Origin of the sequence: Enterobacter sp. JH25 (genome assembly GCF_021725435.1) — a bacterium.
GTDB lineage: Bacteria > Pseudomonadota > Gammaproteobacteria > Enterobacterales > Enterobacteriaceae > Enterobacter > Enterobacter intestinihominis.
The window spans coordinates 2,395,405-2,417,287 of record NZ_CP091319.1 but is presented as its reverse complement, the minus strand read 5'-3'; the positions used below and the strand labels follow the sequence as shown (position 1 = coordinate 2,417,287).

Below are 21,883 nucleotides of genomic sequence, written 5' to 3'. Positions count from 1 at the left end.
ACCGTTCAACCGCAGTGTGGCAGACCAGAATAAAGCCCTAGAAGGGGCGATAAAGGATATTTCATGAATTCAGAAGAGCAATATCAGATATGTTCCCGTTTTGTTAAGCCAGAAAAATTAGCAGACCTGCGTACAAAGCGAGAGATTGAGGTGATGAACGGCAGGCCGTGGACACGTGAGCTTCCGCCGCCGCCGGTATTGCCGCCTTATGGTCCTCTGGAGAAAATATCAGGGAAACTGCAGTCTTTCCGTAGCGATTATTTTCGGGAGTATTTTGATGCAGATGCCTACCGGATCAGCACGTTGCCGGAGATATCAGATGGCCAGCGCGGAGCTGCCGCCGCCGCCGCGATAGTCGCAGGGAGTCCTGGCGTCGGGGCTGCCATTATGGCTGAGAGCGAATCATCAAATGATTCGGCGGAATATGTGCAGGGAGATATTAATGGCAGACCATTTCGCGGCTGGGTGGGCATCACCCGACTTCAGGCTGGCGATAATGTGGACATGATTGTTGAGTGGCAGCATGATCATTATGAAGTCTATGCCATTGCGTTACCGGAAGAGCGGATAGTGTCTGTATGTCCGAAATGTGATATGGGGCATACTGCGCATATGCTGTGGCGGATTAAAAATATGTTTATTCTCACGGGGATTTTTTTCTTCTCAGTGCTTTTTGCGGGAGTTCTGAGTGAAGTGATTGAAGATACCTGGAAGGGCTTTGAGTTATTTATCACCACATACTTTTGGTTGTATGTTATAGCATTGTTGGGGGGAGGGAGTCTTTCAGGATTAATTGCATTCTTTGCTTATAAAGCCTGTGCTCCAACACGCTGCAAACTGGCGGAGGAGATATTTCATCTGCTGGGTGTTAAAAATATTAGAACAGTAAACCTCAATAAGGTGACAAAAAAACGTGAGCAACAACTAAAAGATAATGGGAAGTGGTATGAGCCGGGTGATAAAAGTAAACCTGCCTGTCCCAGTGGGAAATTCATTTATTCAGATGAAGGCTGGTTTTACTACTAGACAGAAAAAGACAGTGTTATTTTGGTTACCCCCGACAGGAAACAAGGTAAGCCAGCATGCCCAAGTTTGAAATTTACCTATTCAGGAGAAAATTGTTATCGCTACTGAGAGGGGGAGCGGCTAAATATGAATAAGATAATGATGTTTTATGAAAATCATAAATACAAATTAATTGAAATGTGTTTCTAATATTATTCTGGCAGGGTTGATTATGGATGATAAATTTTTTAACGATATACATGAAGAAATTACCAATGCTGCTTTTGGGAAAAATGGGAAATGTTTTCTGCTGATAGATGCATCTTTAGAACAGTATCATTCAGAACTTTTTTTGCCCGGTATTCTTAGAGAATATAAATCTTATCCTGTTACATTCCGCCAGGAAGAACTTCAGGGGGCTTTACCACTTTACCTTTTCCCTCTTAGTGCCTCCAGCGAGAGAGATGGTCAATTGTTTAAGAATAGTATTTACCATTCATTGAATGAGTTGAAAATAGAAAAACTTGAGTCCGGGGAAGGGCGCAGCGTCTGTGCGTGGATTTCGACGGATTTAACTGGGGAGCAGCTTGCTGAACAGGTCGCTTTGTCCGCCGTACAGTCGATTCAATCAGTTGGTAATATATTACTTCGCTATTACGACCCATCAGTATTTGGTTTGTTAATGTATACGCTAGATAAATGGCAAAAACAACAGCTATTAAGCAATATTAATACATGGTCTTATATTGATGGAGGCGGAATAGCTCAGGTGGTGAATGGTGATGGTAAATGCAAAAAAAAATTAAACTACTCACTTGGATTAACAGAGCAAAATGCATTAGAAATGGGCCGAATTTTAGTTGTTAATTATATTTTGCGAGCATATCGGAAAATGAGAATGCCGCATAAATTTAGTGAGCGTGATGTTATGGGATTATTGCATCCTGCGCTGGATTATTATTATTCAACTTTCTCAACATCCGATAAGGATGTTATTGATTTTGGGCTTGATGTGTTGAGCGCGCAGCGGCTATTTTATCAGGATGAGGTATTTAAGAAGATCTTATTTAGTAATCGCAGTAAAGACCTTCAGTCATACTCAGATATTAAATCCATAATTGACAGTATGGCATGTTAAGAAGTTTTTTCTCTTAAAGAAAATGTGCTGTTAACAATGATGGAGAATGATATGAATTGGCCTGTGCAAATAATCCCTCCAGTCGATAAGATTCCTGGAATTAAATGGAGTAAATGGTTTTTTTCTTTCATAAGTATTTTGTTGATTGTGGTGGTTAGTTGGGTTGGGGCTAAAATTATTTTGCCTGCTGAAGATGATGAGCTTTTGAAATTGCTTACCCTGTTGTTTTTTTCGGTGCCCCTAGCTTTTTCTGTCATAATTTCCGTTAGAATCTATTAGCATGGTTTGTGTTTGTCGGCATTCGAAGCAAGAGAGCGCGAAGCAGCATTGGTCAGGAAAGACTGGACTGAATGGGCAAGTAAAAAGTTTTATGTTTCCGCTTATAAACTATTTCTCCCTTCTGCAATATCGCAAACCGATATAGCAATGTCTCATTCGGTTGAAATATATAATAACCAGCGATTGAAACTACGGGGCCATAACGATGATTTATATACTGAAGAACAACTGATTTACGAACTGTTGTCGTCTGTCAGAACAAGGCTGTTACGGTTGAGTGAATCATGTATATTTGATGTTATATTTACCTATGATAGTAATTATATTACTTTCTCAATATTTCAAGAGTGTTGGGCTGCGATCGGGTTTGATGAAAATTGCTTGCGTAATTATTACTGTTGGAGTAGAGCATTAGGACAGGGATTTGATACATTATCCAACATCTCAAAAAATCGGGTGTCAATAATAATATCTGCAAACATTGAAACTTTTGTAAAATACCCCCCTGACTCAACAGAGTTCGCTTCAATATTGCTGGTGACTCATCGAGAACAACTCCCTGAAAAAAACAATAATGGTGTGGCTTTGCGACCAATGGTATGCAACAAAAATCTCACCAAACAAGAGGTCATCCACATGATGACTTACCAGTCAGATATTCTTAAAACGACAAGAGTACTTTTTAGCAATATGAGTGCAGAGGAAGCTTCAGAAGTTTCGGAGATATTAAGACTCTCATCTTTATCTATGAATGTTGAATGGGAGTGTGAGATAATGCATTTAAATTTGATGCTGGGTAATTTAAATGAGCACCATTTTTGGTTGGTGTTTACTCTGGCGCTTTTCATATCAGAAAAAAATAATGAGCCGGTTTTAATGGTCACTGGCGTTGGTGATGAATACCTTTTAAATGTCATTAAGCCATTTGATAATCGCAAGGAGCATTAAATTGAACACCTCGGCAAAATGGAGAGTGATTGGTCTTGTATTCTGTCTCATTATCTTTGGTGTGCTGACTTTTATAGGATGTTACTACTATGGGGATATCTTTGGATGGGTATCCTCAAAAGAAAAAGTGAGCCTTTGGTTCTTATGCATGTTTTTAATTTCTGTGTTCCTGATGTTGATGAACTTCGGTGTGTGGTTCCATCAAAAAGAGTATCGCTTTCAGCATATCGCGGGAGGGAAGTCCGTCACAGCTAATGTTCTTAATAACTATAAAAAGTCCAGTAAAAAGGATCCTGTAAAAGCTCATTTACGCCGACGCTATAGCTTCTTGTGGCAAAACAAGATCCGCCTGCTGTTGATCACCGGCGATGAAGCCGCGATTGAGCAACTGGTACCTGGCCTGCAACAGCAGCAGTGGCTTGAAGGCAACCGCACCGTGCTGATTTACGGCGGCAGCCTGGCATCGGAGCCTGACCGCGAAAAATACACCGCGCTGCGTAAACTACGCCGCGGGCGCCCGCTGGACGGGATTATCCGTGTACTGCCTGAGTCGCCTAAGTTGACCCCACATATCAGCGACAGCGATTTACGCGGCCTGGAAAAAATCAGCGAACTGCTGCGTTATTCCGCTCCGGTCTGGCTGTGGCAACTGTGCAGCAGTCACTGGTCGCAGGGTACGCGTCCTGAGCAGGCGGTAGGCGCAAGCTTTCCACCACGCGCAAAAGAAGATGATGTAATCCGCCAGCTGGAACTGATGCTGCCGGCCCTGCGGGCGCAGGGGATGAGTCAGGTCGCGGAAAACAGCAGCCACGACTTCCTGCTGCGCCTGAGCCAGCACCTGAACGACGGTGCTATTGCCCGCTGGGCTCAGCAGTTGCAGCCATGGTTCTTTGTTTCTCAGCAGCGCGTCCCGCTGCGTGGTCTGATGTTCAGCCTGTCGGAGAAGAAACCTGCCGGAATGTCAGCGGGAACAGCCGACGCTGAGAATTATGGATCACAGCGTCATGCCTTGACTCTGCCAGCAACCTGGCAGGGTATTGTTGACGACTGCACCCGCGTACGTGGCCGTCGTGTCGGTATGCCGTGGGAACGAGCGCTGGCCTGGTCACTGATGGCCATCATCAGTGTCTGGGGGGGAGGGATGCTGCTGTCGTTTGCGGTCAACCGGTCACAAATAGTTTCTGTTGCACAGCAGGCTCATGCTCTGGTGGAGCACCCTTCTGTATCGGATTACCAGCTGACGGCCCTGCATGCTTTGCGTAATGATGCCGGTCGCCTGCTGCACCATATTCAGGACGGCGCGCCATGGTATCAGCGCTTTGGTCTTAACCATGATCAGCAGTTGCTTGACGCATTGCTGCCCTGGTACGGGGTGGCGAACAACCGTCTGATACGTGATCCGGCAAATGAAGCGCTTAAGCAGAAGCTCATTGCGCTGGTCAATTCGGCACCCAACAGCGACCAGCGGACACAGATGGCGAAACCAGGTTATGACCAGCTGAAAGCCTGGCTGATGATGTCCCGTCCGGATAAAGCTGATGGTGCATTCTACGCGCAAACCATGAAAACCGTGCAGCCGACGCGTTTAGGTATCTCAACTGGCCTGTGGCAAAGCCTGTCACCGGATTTGTGGGCCTTCTACATCACCGAACTGCCTAAGCAGCCACTGTGGAAAACCACACCGGATGCGCAACTGGTCAGCCAGAGCCGCCAGGTGTTGTTGCAGCAGATAGGACGGCGCAACGCGGAAAGTACGTTGTACGAGAACATGCTCAAATCCGTACGTCGTAACTTTGCCGATGTGTCTCTGGAGGACATGACTGGCGGTACCGATGCCCGTCGCCTGTTTACCACCGATGAGGTGGTGCCGGGCATGTTCACCCGTCAGGCCTGGGAGGGAGGGATTCAGCAGGCCATTGAGAAAGCGGCAAACTCCCGCCGCGATGAAATCGACTGGGTACTGAGCGACAGCCGGAAAACCGTTTCCTCAGACCTGTCGCCGGAAGCACTGAAAGCACGTCTGACGGAACGCTACTTCACCGACTTTGCCGGTAGCTGGCTGAGCTTCCTCAACAGCCTGCAACTTAATCCGGCAAACAATATTGCAGACGTCACTGACCAGCTGACGCTGATGAGTGATGTTCGCCAGTCACCGCTGATTGCCCTGATGAACACCCTCGCCTGGCAGGGGCAGGCCGGCCAGAAGAGTGAAGGCCTATCGGACTCCATCATCAAATCGGCTAAAGACCTGGTAGGCGGGAAGGACAAACCGGTAATTGACCAGTCAGCCTCAGGCCCGCAGGGCCCACTGGATGAAACCTTTGGACCGTTGCTAACACTTATGGGTAAAAACAACGGCAGCAACGTTATGTCGGCTGACAATTCACTGAGCCTGCAAACGTATCTTACCCGTATCACCCGTGTGCGTCTGCGTCTGCAACAGGTCGCCAGCGCCTCTGACCCTCAGGAAATGATGCAGAGCCTGGCGCAGACCGTATTCCAGGGCAAAAGCGTGGACCTGACCGACACCCAGCAGTACGGCAGCCTGATTGCTGCAAGCCTGGGCGAAGAGTGGAGTGGTTTTGGCAGCACCATGTTTGTGCAGCCGCTGACCCAGGCCTGGGAAACTGTGCTTCAGCCATCGGCAGCGAGCCTGAATGACAAATGGAGTCGTTCCGTGGTGGCGAACTGGCATACGGCATTTGACGGACGTTTCCCATTTGCTGTCAGCAAGAGTGATTCCTCTCTGCCAATGCTGGCTGAGTTTGTGCGTAAGGACAGCGGACGCATTGAGCGCTTCCTGACCACGGAACTCGGCGGTGTGCTGCATAAGGAGGGCAGCCAGTGGGTACCGGATAAGGTCAACAGCCAGGGACTGAACTTTAACCCAGCCTTCCTGCGGGCGATTAATCAGCTCAGCCAGCTATCGGATATCTTGTTTACCGACGGCAGTCAGGGCATCAGCTTTGAACTACAGGCGCGTCCGGTACCGCAGGTGGTAGAAACTCAACTAACTATTGATGGACAAAAGCTACACTACTTCAACCAGATGGCAGACTGGCAGAGCTTCCGCTGGCCTGGTGACACCTACAAGCCCGGAACCATGCTGACATGGACCACCGTCAATGCGGGTGCACGTCTGTTTGGTGATTACAGCGGAACCTGGGGCTTTATTCGCTGGCTGGATGAGAGTAAACGAGAGCAGCTTGACCGCAGTCAGTGGATGATGAGTTTTACCGCGCCGGATGGTCGTACCCTACAGTGGGTACTGCGTTCACAACTGGGCAGTGGGCCGCTGGCGTTACTGGCACTGCGGGGCTTCACGCTGCCAGATCAAATATTTAGCGTAGATAGCGCGGCTATGGCGCAGGCGCTGATGACCAATACAGAAAACAGTGACATGGACGGAGTCGAATAATGGACGCTTTGCAGAATCTGGTTGTTGCCTGCCAGGCAGATGAAACCCTGCTGCGACAGCAGGCGCAGTCACATTCCGAAAGCTGGCAGCGCTGGCTTACCCCGATCAGTGAGAACAATCCTACAGGAGAAGACCCGGGTTATGACGATGATTTCCAGCGTATCCGGGAGGAGGTCAATAAACTTTCCAGTATTGATACCGGGCTGATTTGCCAGCTGGCTGAAAAGGTGTTGAACACTGTGGCCAAAGATGTCCGGGTTGCTACTTACTATTGTTGGGCGCGCTTGCACCAGGACGGTGAAACCGGGTTTGCTGAAGGGCTTGAGCTACTTGCGGGATTACTAACGCGCTATGGAAAGCAGCTTCACCCACAGCGAGAGCGAAGCCGTAAACCAGCACTGGAGTGGCTCGCAGGCTCTCGTCTGCTTGACAGCCTGTTACTCTGGCCAGAAGTGGTACGCGACGATGCCCAGCGTACGACCGGTGCGTTGCTTCTCATCCGAGACAGTCTTGAAACTGAGCCTGAAGCGTCACGTCCAGATCTGAGTGCCCTGTACAGCGCGCTGGGTTCCCGCCTGATGAAAGCCGGTGGCGTGGATGCGGTAATACCCCAGAACGCCAGCAGTAAAACACGCGCGCAGTGGGCATCTCACGCGGCAGAACAGGACGCGCCAGTGCTGAGCCACATCACGTCAGGTCAGGATTTGCTGGCTCAGGCCCGAACCCTGACGGGATATCTGCGTGAGCAACCCGATGGCTGGCTTGCCGCACACCGACTGATGAAAAGTCTGCGTCACGACACGCTGCGATCGATCCCGGCACCGGATGCCGAAGGGAAAACGCGCATCGAACCGCCGAGGGCTGACCAGCGGGCAATGCTCAAACGGCTGTATTTGCAACAGAGCTGGCTGGAGATACTGGAACAAGCGGACAGCACTTTCTCGCGTGGCGCCAATCATCTCTGGCTAGATTTGCAGTGGTACATCCATCAGGCCCTGATTAAATCAGGCCAGGATGTGCTGGCCGATATCATTATCGCTGACCTGAAAGGGCTGCTGCGGCGCCTTCCCGGACTTGAAACGCTGGCCTTCAATGACGGCACACCCTTTGCTGATGAGGTCACGCTGAACTGGATAAACCAGAGCGTGCAGGACGAGATGTCCAACTGGCGGGATGAGCCTGTCAATGCCTTGAGTGAAACTGGCAACGATATTCTGGCCCTTGAACCGGAAGCTTTGGAGAAAGCTGACACGGATGGTCTGGATGCCACACTCCACTGGCTGCAAACGCGCCCGGGCACCGACACCACAAAAGACAAATGGTTGGTGCGTCTGCTAATGGCCCGCGTGGCGGAGCAGAAGGGTAAGAATGAGCTGGCTCTTCATCTGCTGGGTGAGCTTGACGGTGCAGCACAGGCCATCACCCTCACGCAATGGACGCCAGCATTGATGTTTGAAGTGAAATCGCGCCGCCTCAGGCTGCTGCGCATGAAAGCCGCCCGCAGCGAAACCGATAAGTCACGGCTTCAGCCAGAGATGGACCAGCTTCTGGCGGGCCTGATTGCGCTTGACCCGGCAGGCTGTGCGGTGCTTTGCGGGTAAAGCGACTGACATACCTTTAAAACACATTTATTCAGGTTCTTATGGATGATTTAACCCTGCGTTATTACGACGCTGAAATGCGCTACCTGCTGGAAGCCGGCGAAGAATTTGCCCGCGCTCACCCTGAGCAGGCTGCAATGCTCAATCTCGATAAGGCGGGCGCGCGCGACCCGTACGTGGAGCGCCTGTTCGAGGGCTTTGCCTTCCTGATGGGCCGCCTGCGCGAGAAGCTTGACGACGATCTGCCGGAACTGACCGAAGGGCTGGTCAGCCTGTTGTGGCCGCATTACCTGCGCACCATTCCCTCGATGTCGGTGGTGGAGTTCACTCCTGTCTGGCGTGAGATGAAAGAACCGATGCGTATCGCCAGAGGTTTCGAGGTCAATTCGCGGCCGATCGGTGAAAAAGGCACGCGTTGTCGCTACACCACAACTAAAGAGATAACCCTTCAGCCACTGGCGTTGGATCATGCCCGCCTGTCGACTGATCCTGACGGGCGCTCTGTCATCAGCCTGCGCTTCAGTTGTAGCCATCTTGCTGACTGGAGCCGTGTCGATCTCAGCCAGATCCCGTTCTATTTCAACGCTGACGCGCCGCTGGCCTGCGCCATGCATGAAGCCTTTACCATGAATACTGCGTGCCTGTGGCTACGCATGCCGGGTGACACGGACAGAAGGCCGATGGACGGGTATTTCACCGCACTGGGGTTTGGTGATGATGACAGGCTGTGGCCGAAGGGGGACAGCAGTTTCAGCGGTTACCAGTTGCTGCTGGAGTACTTCACCTTCCGCGAGAAATTTATGTTCATGGGGCTGCGCGGGCTGGAGGCCGTGATCTTTCCTTCTGAGCTTCCTTGGTTTGAAATCGACGTGGTGCTGGCGGAACGCTGGGAGCATGACTTCAGCTTTACCGAAAAGCACCTGCGCCTGAATTGCGTGCCGGTCATTAACCTGTTCCCGCTGGAATCCGATCCGCTGACGCTCAATTCTCTGCAATCCGAATACATGCTGCGCCCGATGCGCGTGCAGGATGGCCATACCGAGATATATACCGTGGATTCGGTGATGTCGTCGAGTCAGCATACCTACGTGCCGTTTTCGAGCTTCCGTCATAAGGGAGGAATGATGCGTCATGAAGCACCGGAATATTACTACCACACCCGCGTGCGCCGCGGTCCGTCCGGCCTGCATAACACCTGGCTCATTCTTGGCGGCGAAGCATTTGATAATCATACCGTCCCGGAAGACGAAAGCCTGTCGCTGACGCTCACCGGCACAAACGGTCAACTGCCACGACGTGCGCTGCAAAGCACCGTGCTTGATACGGTGATGAAAACCACTTCGGTCAGCATTGCCGTGCGCAACCTGTGTGCGCCGACGCTGCCTTGTTACCCACCGGCGCAGGACCGTTTCCACTGGCGCGTGCTGAGTCACCTTGGCAGCGGATTTCTGTCGATGATGGATAATGCCGACGTGCTGCGCGGTACCCTGGCGCTGTATGAATGGACCGACAGCGAGATGAACCGTCGCCGCCTGGAAGGCATCATTGACGTGAAGCACAGTGAAACCGAACGCTTTGAGCAGGGCTATCTGGTGCGCGGCGTGCAGATTGAGGTGACCCTGGACAGCCATGGCTTTGCCGGGCGCGGTGACATCTGCCTGTTTGGCGAGATGCTGAGTCGTTTCTTTGCGCTCTACACCGACATTTATCTGTTTAACCGACTGATTATCATCCTGCAACCTACCGGAGAGCGCCTGGAATGGGAAGAGAAGCACAATCGCCGTATTCCCGGCTGAGCCCACGGTTGGAAGCCGACCTGCATCGTATGAACTTTTACCGTTTATGCCAGTTACTGGAGAAGCGTAACCCGGGCAGGCCGCTGATGGGCTCGACCAGTCACCCGGGGGATGATCCGGTACGCTTTGCCCCACATCCGGGGATGGGATTTCCGGCCAGTGAGATGAAAGCCGTGGAATATGATGAGGAGGATGACAGCCGGCCACCACTCATCCGCACGACCTTTATGGGAATGTACGGTGTCGACTCACCCTTGCCGACGGCGTATCTCGATGACATCGCTCAGCGTCGGGAAGGGCATGATGCACTACAGGGTTTTCTGGATATCTTCAGTCATCGCATTCTGACGCAGTTTTACCGTATCTGGCGTAAATACTCTTATCCTGCCACCTTTGAACCCGGTGGTACGGACAGCATCTCGCAGTCACTGCTGGGCCTGGTGGGGCTGGGTATTCCCGGCACAGCAGACCACATTGCCACACCGGTATCCCGTTTTCTGGCTTTGCTGGGTGTCCTACAGCAACCGGGCAAAACGCAGGAGGGAATGCAGGCGCTGGTGACGTTGCTGGCCCCGGATACCACCGTGAGGGTCAGTCCATACTGCCTGCGGCCGGTGGAAATTGGTCAGCCGCTGGGCTTTTACGGTGATGACGATTTTCTGCTGGACGGCAACACGCCACTGGGTGACGAAGCGATGGATGCGGGTAGCCAACTGCTGGTTGCGCTTACAACGGATAATGAACAGGAGGCACAGGGCTGGAAGCCGGACGGTCTGCTGTATCAGGATTTTCTGGTCATGCTGCGGGTATATCTTGGCTGGCGTTTTAAGGCGAAGATCACCCTGACCACCCGGACCCGACTGCTGGCTGTTCCGCCACTTGGCGAAGGCCCTCTCTGGCTCGGGATGAACGGCGTGCTGGGGGCTGATGAGGGGGAACTTAAAGACGATATCCCACCGACCTTTACGACGGAACTGGGCTATTACACCGGCCTGAAGCTGGCAATACCACAACAAGGAAACCGACGTGTTACGTACAAGTTTGATTAAACACGCGAGCTTGCTGCCTGCTCTGCTGGCATTCAGCCTGACGGGGTGCGGGGTGACGCAGGGCATCACTGATGGCACCAAATCGGCATTTAACTCCGTGTTCTACAAAAAAATTAAGATGCTGCACCTGGATTTCACGGCGCGTGAAGCGTTAAACACCGATTCCCGCGAAAATAACTCACTCTCCGAGCCGGTGGTAGTCCGCGTCTATCAACTGAAAGACCGCAAAATCTTCGATAAAACGGTTTACCAGCAACTCCTGAAAGATGGCGAAACCATCCTGAAAGCCGACCTGCTGGCGACCCGAGATGTGGTCGTAAAACCGGGTGGTGATACAAATCTTGATATGCCAATGGAAGAAGAAACGCAGTTTGTCGCGGTAGTCGGCCTGTTTCGTCACCCGGACCTGGACAACAATACCTGGAAGCAGGTTCTAAAACGTGAAGATCTCGATCCGGATAAGCCGCGCATTCTGGAGGCCGGGAATAACCACCTGACGTTACAGCCATTGAAGGATGACTGATGCCAAAGGGACATAATACGCCATCGCTGTATGAAATGCTGAGCGGCAATTTCTCAGGTGGCCTGAACCTCAACCAGGTCAGCGAACAGAATCAGGTGATTTTATCAGTACTCGATAATATGCAGCGCATCCTCAACTGCCGCGCTGGTACGCTGGCTCACCTGCCGGACTACGGCCTGCCGGATATGACAAAAATCCTCCAGGGGATGCCCGGAACCGCCCATCAGCTGATCACCACACTGTCGGCCGTGTTGCTGAAATATGAGCCGCGCCTGAATCGAATTAACGTGGTGATGCAGGAACAGATTCAGGCCGGTGAGCTTCGCTACGCCATTGACGCGGAGCTGAAGGGGGTCGGGTTAGTTCGATATGGTACGGAATTTATGCCGGAGGGCAGGGTATTAATCCGTCATCTGAAACAACAGCAATACCTCGATGCACGTGCCGCCATCTAGTTATTACTCAGGTTAAAACAGTTATGACAATAAATTCTGAACGCCAACTTAAAACCGGCGGGGATCCGCGCACGCTTGCGGATTACGCTGCCTTGCGCGAAGAAATGAACAAGCTCACCCATCCGGCACGCCCGGATGTGAACTGGCAACACGCGGAAACGCTCTGTCTGTCACTGTTCGGGCATAACGGTGTGGAGCTACAAACGGCTGCCTGGTATACGCTCGCCCGTACGCATCTGGCCGGATTGTACGGTATGAATGAGGGGCTTGCGGTACTTACTGCACTGGTAGCCCGCCAGTGGGGAAACCTCTGGCCACAGCCTGTCCATGCGCGAATCGAAATCCTCAGTGCACTCAGCAAGCGCCTGCAACAGGTAGTACGAACGCTATCGCTGACGTACGCTGACTTAGGGCAGCTGTATCAGTCTGAAGAGCATCTGAGCGCTTTGGGGGACGTCTTGCAGCGTATGGAACTCAAGCATGCTACTCAGCTTGATGCTCTGCGCACGATGATGCAGAACGCAGCAGTGCGTCTGGAAAAGAGCGAAAATACGGACATGAGTCTGCGCGGTGACGCATTGGGTGCTACGGAAATTCACCTCGTCGAACCGACTGAGCGTAGTAAATGGGTTTATGTGGTTGAGCCCGAGCCGGTGCTGAACGTTGGGGTGGTTAAAGAACCTCCGGTGTCGATGAAACCCTGGAAGCCATTTGCTGCTGGTATGTTGACCATGCTGGTGGCAGCCAGTGTCGTCGCAGGAGGATGGCAGATGTTGCATGCGCCAGATTCGGCACAAGCGCAGCTAGCCGCGGCTCTGGCTCCTCTACCTCAAGGGCTATCTACAGGGCAATTAGAGGCGCTGCAACAAACGTCACCATCACCGGAACCGGGGCTTGGCAGGACACAACAGCTGTTAGCGCAGCTTTTACAGTTGAAACCAGACTGGGCAGTGAGCTTCGGCGACCGTCTGGTGCAGCAGGCGCTGACGCTGTGGCCGGAAGAAGCCAAACCCCTGGCGCAACATTGGCAGAAACAGATGAGTATCGCTGCGCTAGCAGATTTAGATCTGAATGGATGGCATCAGGGTATGGCGCAGTTGCAGCAGTTGACGAACAAGCTGAACGCACTGGATGAACAGAAAGGGAAGTACATGACGGTGAGTGAACTGAAATCAGACGTGTTTGCCATGTCGCAGTCATTTAGCCAAACCCTACCGCTTGAGGAGCAGCTTCGTCTGCTTTCCACTTTACCTGCCGGGCAACCCCGGTCAGCAGCGCAGCAAAACAAGGTCGAACAACATCTTCAGCAGTTGATTGTCAGCTACGCCCTGCTGAAGCACAAAAAAGAACAATAAGACTGGCGAAAAACACGGAGTTAACATGTCAGCAAGAGAGCGTTTTTTTAAGAAAGTGCAGCAGAATAACGTAAATAAACCGATTCATATTAATACGGCTGAAGCCGAAGTCAGGGCTTTTTGTCAGCGGATGGATGATCTTGCACAGCAAATTATTGTTTGGTTTGAGGGTTCTGGTATTGAAGTCCTGTTATCCCAAAAGCATATCACCGATTTGAGTACGGTCGGCTACAGCCTCAGTAGCAGTATATGTCGTTATGTCATCACGACTGTCATTCTGCGAAATGGAGATCGCAGCGTCAGCATTATGCCAGAACAGATCATCAGGGGATCAGAGAAGGGGTGTATGACAATGTGCATTAATGCCCCCGGCAGTATATCGGGGGAGAGGATATACCATTTAAGCATGGCGCCTGAAACAGGCTGGTATATTCGTCGCGGACATCAAAGTGTGAAAGAGAATGTTCTCATGACGGAGGACTATTTTTTCCAGTCAGTCGACTGTCTGGCCTGAACGTAAGCCAGCCTGGTGGGAGGTCACGGTAACGTAGTTGATATATATTAACTACGTTAACTTATTAAGCATGACTAAACAATGTTGCCCTACGGTACTCCTTCTTAAATAGGTAAGCGCTAATATTTAAGGGGGGGCGGTAACCAAACTACAAGCTGGATATTTACCGTATATCATGCTTTTTATCTGCCTTAAGCGAAACTGCTCAAATCAAACTGCAAAACAACAAACCAACGACGAACGTGAGGACAAAATACTGTGGCAATGCTATAAACCTTAGAGCCCACAAAAATATAAAGTCGTAGGAAAAACTATGCTAAGAAATATTAGTGTCAGAACCTTCATTGTCTATTTCCTTTTATGTGTGTTTTTGGTAAGTGATGGAGTTATAGCGCTATTTTCAGGGAGTTTTTCGCTTTTTATTGCAGTCATTATCGTACAATGTATCGCCTTAATTTTACTCTGGGCGTATATGACAAAATATCTTGTGACGCCGATCAATACTGTGAAAAAAAGTATTGAAGAAGTGACGTCAGGCAATCTCGGCGTGTCGATCCCTGAATTCGGCAACAACTGTGCGGGACGACTGATCCCGGGCATTAATAGTCTCTCCAGCAACATTGCAACGCTGGTCCGTGAGATCCGCGCCTCCTCGCAAACCGCGATGACCCTGTCAGATCAGCTTTCTTCACGCAGCGCGCAGCTTTCCGTTAAAACAGAACAGCAGTCAGCTTCGCTGGTGCAAACGGCAGCCAGCATGGAAGAGATGGCTGCAAGTACAAAAAATAATGCCGACAATACCCGTTTAGCCAGCGAACAGGCGAATATCGCGACGTTGCAGGCGCGTAAAGGCGGAGAGTTAATGGGGCAGGTCGCGAACAATATGCAATCAATTACCGACTGCGCCCAGCAAATGACAGAGATTATCTCGCTGATTGACGGTATCGCTTTTCAGACCAATATTCTGGCGCTTAACGCCGCCGTTGAAGCGGCAAGAGCGGGCGACCATGGAAAAGGATTTTCAGTGGTCGCTGGTGAGGTCAGAAGCCTGGCGCATCGTAGCGCCGAAGCGGCAAAAAATATTAAGTCATTGATTGAAGTCACCAGCCATAACGTGACGCAGGGCGTTAACGTAGTCTCTGAAGCTGAAAAAAACATGCACGACATCGTTACCGGCTCGGGCAACGTGAGCCGACTGATGGATGAAATTTCCGCCTCAACATCGGAACAAGAAAAAGGGATTTCACAAATCACGCTGGCATTGTCAGAGCTGGAACGCGTAACACAGAGCAATGTGTCGATGGTTGAAGAACTCAACGGTTCGTCAGATGTGCTGCGCAATCAGGTGATTGAACTTCAGACACGAACACGTAATTTCCGTCTGAAGAACGAGTACCAGGCTGATAATGCGTTAATAAGCCGCGAATGGGTGGTGAATTCCTGAGCATATTCAGGATGATGCCTCACATAATTATTGCTTAACCCTCGACGAAAGCTAGACTGACACCGAAAGAGATAAATCGGTGGAGGCGCTGTGGAGAGCATTAAAGGGTCTGAAGTTAACGTACCTGACGCGGTTTTTGCATGGGTACTTGATGGGCACGGGGGCGCAAGGCCGCTTGAAGATCAGGATCACATCGACAACGAACACCCATGCTGGCTGCACCTCAACTACACGCACCCGGACAGCGCCGAGTGGCTCGCGTCCACGCCGCTATTGCCCAACAACGTTCGGGATGCGCTGGCGGGAGAAAGTCTCAGACCTCGCGTCAGCCGGATGGGTGAGGGGACGTTAATAACACTGCGTTGCATAAACGGCAGTACGGATGAGCGTCCAGATCAGCTGGTGGCAATGCGTGTCTACATGAATGAACGATTGATTGTTTCCACCCGTCAGCGAAAAGTGCTGGCGCTGGATGACGTCATTAACGATCTGAAAGAGGGCACGGGGCCTACGAATTGCGGAAGCTGGCTGGTGGATGTATGTGATGCGCTGACCGATCATGCCAGCGAGTTTATTGAAGAACTCCACGATAAAATCATCGATCTGGAAGACAACCTGCTCGATCAGCAAATTCCCCCACGTGGTTTTCTGGCGTTGTTGCGAAAACAGCTTATTGTTATGCGCCGCTATATGACCCCGCAGCGCGACGTCTATGCGAGACTGGCCAGCGAACGCATGAGCTGGATGAATGACGATCAGCGTCGCAGAATGCAGGATATTGCTGACCGGCTGGGACGTGGTCTGGACGAAATTGATTCGTGTATCGCCAGAACGGCGGTCATGGCGGATGAGATAGCACAGGTAATGCAGGAGTCATTAGCCAGGAGAACCTATACCATGTCGCTGATGGCGATGGTCTTTTTGCCAAGTACGTTCTTAACCGGGTTGTTTGGCGTCAATCTTGGGGGGATCCCCGGCGGTGAATACCACTATGGCTTCACCACGTTTTGCGTCATGTTAGTGGTTTTGATTGGGGGTGTTGCATGGTGGTTGCATCGTAGTAAATGGCTGTAAATTTACGCATTTTCTAATGCTGCGACTGCTTCAAAACGACATTTTAATTGAGCGAAGTCAATAAACTTAGACCATGTTAGGTGCAATATGACTCCCGCAGGTGAATGCAACGTCAAGCGATGGGCGTTGCGCTCCATATTGTCTTACTTCCTTTTTTTGAATTACTGCATAGCACAATTGATTCGTACGACGCCGACTTCATAGTCGGCTTTTTTTTGCCTCCTGTTTATCTGCGTCTACCCTTTAGGGGTAAGCACCCTAATCTGGAGGAAAAGATGAGTATGCTACTTGCCCTGCAACGCCTGAACACATGGCAGTCCGATCCGGTGCCCACCGATCCGACCCCAATTCCCGATCCCATCCCGCGTCCGCAGCCGATGCCGGATCCGCCACCGGACGAAGAACCGATTAAATTGTCGCATCGTTAGCGGAGATCTGCGAGGATACGCGCCATCTGACTGCAATCATTACCATGAGAGTATATTGTGACCGCTTTTTCCACGCTGAACGTTCTGCCTGAAGCCCAACTGACAAACCTGAATGAGTTGGGTTACCTCACTATGACCCCTGTCCAGGCCGCCGCGCTGCCGGCTATCCTTGAAGGCCGGGATGTGCGCGTGCAGGCGAAAACCGGTAGTGGAAAAACGGCTGCATTTGGACTCGGCCTGTTGCAGCATATTGATGCAACCCTGTTTCAGACCCAGTCCCTGATACTCTGCCCGACGCGCGAGCTGGCCGACCAGGTCGCGGGTGAGCTGCGTCGTCTTGCGCGTTTTTTGCCTAACACTAAAATTTTAACGCTCTGCGGCGGGCAACCGTTCGGTGCGCAGCGCGATTCCCTTCAGCACGCCCCGCATATCATTGTGGCAACGCCGGGCCGTCTGCTCGATCACCTGCAAAAAGGCACCGTTTCACTCGATGCACTGCAAACGCTGGTGATGGATGAAGCTGACCGCATGCTGGATATGGGCTTCAGCGATGCGATTGACGAAGTGATCCGCTTTGCGCCAGCCACGCGTCAGACGCTGCTTTTTTCTGCCACCTGGCCAGAGGCGATTGCGGCGATCAGCGGGCGCGTGCAGAAGAACCCGCTGACCATTGAAATCGATACTGTCGATGCATTGCCAGCGATTGAGCAGCAGTTCTTCGAGACGTCGCAGCAGGGCAAAATTCCACTGCTGCAAAAATTGCTTAGCCAACACCAACCAGCGTCCTGCGTGGTGTTCTGTAATACCAAAAAAGATTGTCAGGCGGTGTGCGATGCCCTGAATGATGCCGGACAGAGCGCATTATCGCTGCATGGCGATCTGGAGCAGCGCGATCGCGATCAGACGCTGGTGCGTTTCGCTAACGGCAGCGCTCGCGTGCTGGTTGCAACGGATGTGGCGGCTCGTGGCCTGGATATTAAATCGCTTGAACTGGTGGTGAATTTCGAACTGGCATGGGATCCGGAAGTGCATGTCCACCGCATCGGGCGTACCGCGCGTGCGGGTAACAGCGGTCTCGCCATCAGCTTCTGCGCGCCTGAAGAGGCGCAGCGCGCTAATATTCTTGCGGAAATGCTGCAACTGAAACTCAACTGGGTGAATGCCCCCGGTAATATCAGCATCGCTCCGCTGGCGGCGGAAATGGCCACCCTGTGCATCGACGGCGGTAAAAAAGCCAAAATGCGTCCCGGTGACGTTCTGGGGGCGTTAACAGGGGATATTGGTCTCGACGGGGCAGATATTGGCAAGATCACGGTCCATCCTGCACATGTCTACGTAGCAGTTCGCCAGTCGGTTGCGCATAAGGCCTGGAAACAGTTGCAGGGCGGGAAGATTAAAGGGAAAACCTGCCGCGTTCGGCTGCTGAAGTAAGGGAAAAAAGCGTCTCAGAAGCACTGTCTGAGACGCAGTCAGGTTATTTCACTTCCACCACGTTCAGGCGCAGTTCATCGAATTGCGCATCCTCTTCCTCTGGCTGCCAGCCAGCAGGCTGCATCGGGATCTCTTCGCGGTCAAACGCCAGATCCCCGCCATTCACTACCTCTGAACCGTGGTTAATCCCTTTGAAATCGAACAGTTCAACATCGGCGAGGTGCGAAGGCACCACGTTCTGCATGGCGCTGAACATGGTTTCGATGCGGCCCGGATAGCGTTTATCCCAGTCACGCAGCATGTCGCCAATGACCTGACGTTGCAGGTTCGGCTGTGAGCCGCACAGATTGCACGGAATGATAGGGAAGGCTTTGGCCTGAGAGAAACGCTCAATGTCTTTCTCGCGACAGTAGGCGAGTGGGCGGATCACGATGTGTTTGCCGTCGTCACTCATCAGCTTCGGTGGCATTCCCTTCATTTTGCCGCCGTAAAACATATTCAAAAACAGCGTTTGCAGAATGTCGTCCCGGTGATGACCAAGCGCAATCTTGGTGGCGCCCAGTTCGGTTGCGGTGCGGTACAGAATGCCGCGACGCAAACGTGAGCAAAGCGAGCAGGTCGTTTTGCCCTCAGGGATCTTCTCTTTTACAATGCCGTAGGTATTCTCTTCTACGATTTTGTACTCAACGCCCAGGTTCTCAAGGTACTCCGGCAGGATATGCTCCGGGAATCCTGGCTGTTTCTGATCGAGGTTAACCGCGACCAGGGAAAAGTTCACCGGTGCGCTTTGCTGTAGATTGCGCAGGATCTCCAGCATGGTGTAGCTGTCTTTACCGCCCGACAGGCAGACCATGATGCGATCGCCTTCTTCAATCATGTTGAAGTCTGCAATGGCTTCGCCCACGTTACGGCGCAGTCGCTTTTGCAGTTTATTCAGGTTGTACTGTTCTTTCTTGTTAATCTCTTGATTTTGTTGCATCTATTCGTTACTCAGATCTCAAATGGGGCACAGGGTGAGAAAACGATTTCAAAGCGTCAGCTTCGTGTTCATCTCTTCTATCCATGTAGCATAGATTTCATACACCATCTGCGCATTTACGTGCCCCATCTGGTTAGCGATAAAAGACGGGTTTGCGGCTACCGGTAAAAACCAGCATGCGAAAGTGTGTCGTGTATGGTACGGATTGCAGCGCCGAATGCCAGCACGATTTACAAATGAGCCCCTCAAAGAAGTTTGGTTAAGACTAACGGGTTGTCTACACTTACAGCTTACGCAGTAAAAACGGAGGTGAAAATGTCTGACCGTCCCGTTAATGGTGACCATCCTGATTATAATCCCAGCCCGGATAACCCGGAAAAGGATGGAAGAAAACCGAAAGATGATCCTGGCTCAGCGCCTGAATCAGGCGATAAAGATCCAGAGTAATGACCAGCCGCCTTTACGAAGGCGGTTTTAAAACCCATTACGGCCTCGCTATGCGCAACGCTATTCACGATATTCCGATACCCGCTCAGAACCCCCTGTTTTGCCGGACGAGAAGGTGAGATAAAGCACCGATCTCATCCCCGCGTTCCAGCACGTTTTACAGTTCTCCTGCTACGCTTTTGAGGGGGACAAGGGAGCGCTTCTATGAAAAATAAAGACGAACAGACAGGATTAGTTGGGCTGGCGATTGGTGCCGCCGTTATCGGGCTGGTTTCAGCGCAGAAGATCATCAACCGTGAAAGTATTGTCGATGAGCTGGTGAGGCTCGGCAGGCAGAAGGGGGATGGTGTCGAAGATGAGGTCTTTTTAAAAGCGGCTGAGTTAGTGAGAAAAGGGGTATAAGCGATGGCTGAAATTCGTCATGCACAGTGTCATTGTGGGGCGGTGAAATTTACTGTTGAGCTGACGTACGGCCTGAATACCGCACGGCGATGTAGCTGCTCGTTTTGCAGGATGCGCGGGGCAGTAGTGGTTTCCGCGCCGTTGACGGGTATTAAGGTGACGCAGGGCGCGGACACGCTCACAGAGTACCGTTTCAACACCGGCACGGCGCGCCATTTCTTCTGCTCGGTTTGCGGTATTTATACGTTCCATCAACGACGTTCCAATCCCAATGAATATGGTGTGAATGTCGCCTGTCTGGAGAATGTTACGCCATTCGACTTCCCGGAAGTGGCGGTAATGGATGGAGTAAATCACCCAATGGATGGCGACAGCGGGGTAATTGGCTATCTCTCTTTTCGTAAAGAGCAGGCGAAACAGAGATAAAATTAGCCCGCAGATCGCTGCGGGCTAACGGGATTAGAACTGGTAAACCAGACCTAACGCTACGATGTCATCCGTACCGATGCCATTGTTTTTGTAGAATGAATCATCTTCATCCAGCAGGTTGATTTTATAATCAACATAGGTGGACATGTTTTTGTTGAAATAGTAGGTAGCACCGACGTCAGCGTATTTCACCAGGTCTTTATCGTCCTGACCATTGCCCAGATCTTTACCTTTGGACTGTAACTAGGAAACAGCCGGACGAAGGCCGAAGTCAAACTGATATTGTGCGGTCACTTCAAAGTTCTGGGTTTTATTTGCAACCGCATCTGCATTGTCGCCGTACGGCGTCATATTACGGGTTTCGGAATACATTGCAGCCAGGTAAATGTTGTTGGCATCGTATTTCAGGCCTGCGGTCCATGCATCCGCAGTATCACCGCCCGCAGTAGTGTAATTTACCTGATCGTTAGTACGGTCAGATGAAGCATATGCCGCGCCTGCGCTGAAGCCCATGCCGAAATCGTAGGTTGCGGAGATACCGTAACCGTCACCATTTTCATGACGTGTATCACGACCGTTGTTGGTCCCTTCATTAGTAGAGCAGAAATTCTCATCGCAGTTATTACCTTCATTATTACCCTGATACTGCACCGCGAAGTTCAGACCCTGCACCAGACCAAAGAAGTCGGTGTTACGGTAGGTCGCCACGCCGTTTGCACGACCGGTCATAAAGTTATCGGCATAAGTATAAGAGTCGCCACCAAATTCTGGCAGCATATCGGTCCAGCCTTCTACGTCGTACAGGACGCCATAGTTACGGCCGTAATCGAAGGATCCGTAGTCGCCCACCTTCACACCCGCGAAGGCCAGACGCGTCCAGGACTGATTGTCAGAGCCTTCGGTGTTGTTTGCCTGAATGTTGTATTCCCACTGCGCGTAACCGGTCATCATGTCGTTGATTTGGGTTTCACCTTTGAAACCCAGGCGCATATAGGTTTGGTCACCATCTTTTGACGCATCGTCAGAGAAATAATGCAGACCATCTACTTTGCCATACAGATCCAGTTTATTGCCGTCTTTATTATAAATTTCAGCTGCGTGAGCGGCTCCAGCCATTAACAAAGCGGGGATCATCAGTGCCAGTACTTTTCTTTGCATTTTGATTATT

At 51.4% G+C, this 21,883-nt stretch carries 20 protein-coding genes and 2 pseudogenes; 18 read left to right on the top strand and 4 right to left on the bottom strand.

The features are described from left to right. The first annotated feature begins 63 nt into the window (after positions 1-63). A complete protein-coding gene (locus L2Y28_RS11640) occupies positions 64-1,026 on the top strand; it encodes a putative type VI secretion system effector (RefSeq protein ID WP_022648275.1) in 963 nt (320 codons plus the stop codon). A 211-nt stretch (positions 1,027-1,237) separates the two neighbouring features. Continuing rightward, positions 1,238-2,143, top strand: coding sequence for a DUF4123 domain-containing protein (locus tag L2Y28_RS11635; protein WP_022648274.1), 906 nt, complete (start codon positions 1,238-1,240; stop codon positions 2,141-2,143). Here the strand turns inward: L2Y28_RS11635 and L2Y28_RS11630 are convergent. Next, positions 2,140-2,400 carry a hypothetical protein gene (locus tag L2Y28_RS11630; protein WP_126510650.1) on the bottom strand — a complete coding sequence of 87 codons (261 nt, stop codon included), beginning with the start codon at positions 2,398-2,400 and terminating at the stop codon, positions 2,140-2,142. The two genes, L2Y28_RS11635 and L2Y28_RS11630, sit on opposite strands and share 4 nt — an antisense overlap. A 34-nt stretch (positions 2,401-2,434) precedes the next feature. Between L2Y28_RS11630 and L2Y28_RS11625 the strand changes: the two genes are divergently transcribed. From L2Y28_RS11625 to dbpA, 13 genes are all read left to right on the top strand, one after another. Continuing rightward, complete coding sequence (locus L2Y28_RS11625; RefSeq protein WP_126510651.1) at positions 2,435-3,370, top strand: hypothetical protein; 936 nt, start codon at positions 2,435-2,437, stop codon at positions 3,368-3,370. Next, a complete protein-coding gene (locus L2Y28_RS11620) occupies positions 3,333-6,788 on the top strand; it encodes an ImcF-related family protein (protein ID WP_072202204.1) in 3,456 nt (1,151 codons plus the stop codon). Before L2Y28_RS11625 ends, L2Y28_RS11620 begins: the two co-directional genes overlap by 38 nt. Next, entirely contained in the window at positions 6,788-8,389 is a 1,602-nt protein-coding gene (tssA, locus tag L2Y28_RS11615) for a type VI secretion system protein TssA (protein WP_022648271.1), read from the top strand. Before L2Y28_RS11620 ends, tssA begins: the two co-directional genes overlap by 1 nt. Before the next feature lie 41 nt (positions 8,390-8,430). Beyond that, on the top strand, positions 8,431-10,185 hold the full coding sequence (tssF, locus tag L2Y28_RS11610; protein ID WP_022648270.1) for a type VI secretion system baseplate subunit TssF: 1,755 nt from the start codon (positions 8,431-8,433) through the stop codon (positions 10,183-10,185). Further along, a complete protein-coding gene (gene tssG, locus L2Y28_RS11605) occupies positions 10,149-11,234 on the top strand; it encodes a type VI secretion system baseplate subunit TssG (protein ID WP_022648269.1) in 1,086 nt (361 codons plus the stop codon). Before tssF ends, tssG begins: the two co-directional genes overlap by 37 nt. After that, a complete protein-coding gene (gene tssJ, locus L2Y28_RS11600) occupies positions 11,212-11,757 on the top strand; it encodes a type VI secretion system lipoprotein TssJ (RefSeq protein ID WP_022648268.1) in 546 nt (181 codons plus the stop codon). The genes tssG and tssJ overlap by 23 nt, the downstream gene beginning before the upstream one ends. Next, complete coding sequence (gene tssE, locus L2Y28_RS11595) at positions 11,757-12,212, top strand: type VI secretion system baseplate subunit TssE (RefSeq protein ID WP_022648267.1); 456 nt, start codon at positions 11,757-11,759, stop codon at positions 12,210-12,212. The genes tssJ and tssE overlap by 1 nt, the downstream gene beginning before the upstream one ends. 23 nt (positions 12,213-12,235) lie before the next feature. Further along, positions 12,236-13,567, top strand: coding sequence for a VasL domain-containing protein (locus L2Y28_RS11590; protein WP_022648266.1), 1,332 nt, complete (start codon positions 12,236-12,238; stop codon positions 13,565-13,567). A 25-nt stretch (positions 13,568-13,592) separates the two neighbouring features. Beyond that, positions 13,593-14,081, top strand: a complete 489-nt coding sequence (locus L2Y28_RS11585; protein WP_022648265.1) for a hypothetical protein — start codon at positions 13,593-13,595, stop codon at positions 14,079-14,081. 313 nt (positions 14,082-14,394) lie between these two features. Next, complete coding sequence (locus tag L2Y28_RS11580) at positions 14,395-15,525, top strand: methyl-accepting chemotaxis protein (RefSeq protein WP_022648264.1); 1,131 nt, start codon at positions 14,395-14,397, stop codon at positions 15,523-15,525. Positions 15,526-15,615: 90 nt separating this feature from the next. Continuing rightward, positions 15,616-16,599 (top strand): zinc transporter ZntB, encoded by a 984-nt coding sequence (gene zntB, locus L2Y28_RS11575; RefSeq protein WP_022648263.1) that lies wholly within the window; start codon positions 15,616-15,618, stop codon positions 16,597-16,599. 281 nt (positions 16,600-16,880) lie between these two features. Continuing rightward, a complete protein-coding gene (locus L2Y28_RS11570) occupies positions 16,881-17,027 on the top strand; it encodes a hypothetical protein (protein WP_369702450.1) in 147 nt (48 codons plus the stop codon). Positions 17,028-17,084: 57 nt separating this feature from the next. Continuing rightward, a complete protein-coding gene (dbpA, locus tag L2Y28_RS11565; protein WP_022648261.1) occupies positions 17,085-18,458 on the top strand; it encodes an ATP-dependent RNA helicase DbpA in 1,374 nt (457 codons plus the stop codon). Positions 18,459-18,501: 43 nt separating this feature from the next. On the opposite strand, the gene ttcA is transcribed toward dbpA, so the two are convergent. Next, positions 18,502-19,437 carry a tRNA 2-thiocytidine(32) synthetase TtcA gene (ttcA, locus tag L2Y28_RS11560; RefSeq protein ID WP_001186974.1) on the bottom strand — a complete coding sequence of 312 codons (936 nt, stop codon included), beginning with the start codon at positions 19,435-19,437 and terminating at the stop codon, positions 18,502-18,504. 48 nt (positions 19,438-19,485) lie between these two features. Beyond that, positions 19,486-19,671: pseudogene (locus L2Y28_RS11555) on the bottom strand (tyrosine-type recombinase/integrase); the annotation flags it as partial. 81 nt (positions 19,672-19,752) lie between these two features. Here L2Y28_RS11555 and L2Y28_RS25510 point away from each other — a divergent pair. The 3 genes from L2Y28_RS25510 (at position 19,753) to L2Y28_RS11545 (ending at position 20,712) form a co-directional block, all read left to right on the top strand. Next, positions 19,753-19,884: a hypothetical protein gene (locus tag L2Y28_RS25510; RefSeq protein WP_255248590.1), complete on the top strand. Its 132-nt coding sequence runs from the start codon at positions 19,753-19,755 to the stop codon at positions 19,882-19,884. A gap of 204 nt (positions 19,885-20,088) precedes the next feature. Beyond that, positions 20,089-20,286: a hypothetical protein gene (locus L2Y28_RS11550; RefSeq protein ID WP_022648260.1), complete on the top strand. Its 198-nt coding sequence runs from the start codon at positions 20,089-20,091 to the stop codon at positions 20,284-20,286. Between the two features lie 3 nt (positions 20,287-20,289). After that, positions 20,290-20,712, top strand: a complete 423-nt coding sequence (locus L2Y28_RS11545; RefSeq protein ID WP_022648259.1) for a GFA family protein — start codon at positions 20,290-20,292, stop codon at positions 20,710-20,712. A 33-nt stretch (positions 20,713-20,745) separates the two neighbouring features. On the opposite strand, the pseudogene ompC reads toward L2Y28_RS11545, so the two are convergent. Next, positions 20,746-21,873: pseudogene (gene ompC / locus L2Y28_RS11540) on the bottom strand (porin OmpC). Positions 21,874-21,883: the final 10 nt, after the last annotated feature.